We start from the raw sequence: 1,245 nt of genomic DNA, 5'->3' as shown, positions 1-1,245 counted from the left end.
CGTCAGCACCAGCAGGGGCAGCGGCAGCGCGAACTGCCGCAGGATGTCGACCTCGACGGTTTCCGCCTCCGGGTCCCCACCCTGGAAGAAGGAGTCGATGAGCTGGTCGGCGAGTTCCTCGACGAGATCGCCGACGCGCAGCGTGTCCATCCTGGCCAGCGCCTTGTTTCCCGGGCCCGACAACCGGGCGTGCTCGGCACCGTCGGAGCACAGCCGGCCGCGGCGGTGGACGAGTTGGGCCGTGATCGGGTGGTCCGCGGGCAGGACGCCTTCGGCGAGATCGCGGTACCAGCGCGGGTCGCGGGTCCAGATCTGCTGCTGGTCCCGGAGGATCTCCAGTTGGGCCGAGTGATCGATGACGAGATAGCCGCGGATGCGGTGGGTCTCCTCCAGCGATACCGGCACCACCGCGCCGACGTGGCGGCGCAGGTTGTCGTAGTACGAGAAGGGGTCACGCGCGAAGTCGGGACCGTGGAGAGGGTAGATGTGTTCCGGCCCCGGCGTGCGCTCGGGCCACTGTTCACCAACGGGAGTTAATGTTAAGGGAGTTGCCACAGTGATCAGCGTTGCCTACGGCGTCCCCCGGGGTCAAAGGGACCCCGGGGGACGCCGTGGCCGCGCTCAGCGCCGCGTGCCGTCCAGCGCCCCGATCACCGACCGGTGCGTACCGGCCTTGTTCAGCGGGGAACGCTGCGCCGGGCGCAGGAAATCACCGTGCTCAGGGGTGCCGTCCCGGCCGCGCGCGTACCGCTCCGGCAGTTCGAGGGAGCGGAAGTCGGCGGCCGTCGCGACCGTCGTACCGTCCGCGTTCGTGGCCCGCTCGCCGTCGAAGAGCACATTGGTGCGATCGACGTCCCCGGCGATGAAGTCCGTCTCCGGCTCGTCGCCGCCCCGGCCGCCCGGGGTCCGGAAGGAGAGGTTGTCGCGGTAGACGCCCTGCTCCTCCGGGGAGAAGTAGGGGCTGAAGCGCATGAGGTAGTTGAACCGCTTGTTGTCGAAGGCGGTGTTGTTGGTGAGGGTCAGCCGCCCGGGGTTGAAGTTGTCCGAGAAGCCGTCCATGTTGTTGTCGTAGGCGATGTTGCAGCGCACCACGTGGTCCACGGGCAGGCCCTCGCCGCCGAGCTTGAAGCCGTTGCCGGTGTTGCTGTCCTCGTTGTAGCCGTTGGAGAGCCGGCCGTTGGCATAGGAGACGTTGTTCTCCAGGGTGATGGGCAGGTTGGCGCCCTCGTTGGTGCGGTTGTACAG

The 1,245-nt window shown here is 68.2% G+C and carries 1 protein-coding gene and 1 pseudogene; both read right to left on the bottom strand.

Features of this window, described 5'->3' with window-relative positions:
* A pseudogene (locus ACWF62_RS20520) lies at positions 1 to 555 on the bottom strand (hypothetical protein); the annotation flags it as partial.
* Positions 556 to 621: 66 nt separating this feature from the next.
* A partial coding sequence (locus ACWF62_RS20515) for a hypothetical protein (protein WP_452631256.1) occupies positions 622 to 1,245 on the bottom strand: 624 nt, incomplete at its 5' end.

This window comes from Rhodococcus sp. NPDC054953 (assembly GCF_053609225.1).
Note: the sequence above shows the minus strand (reverse complement) of the source record. Positions and strands in the feature narration are given on the sequence as shown.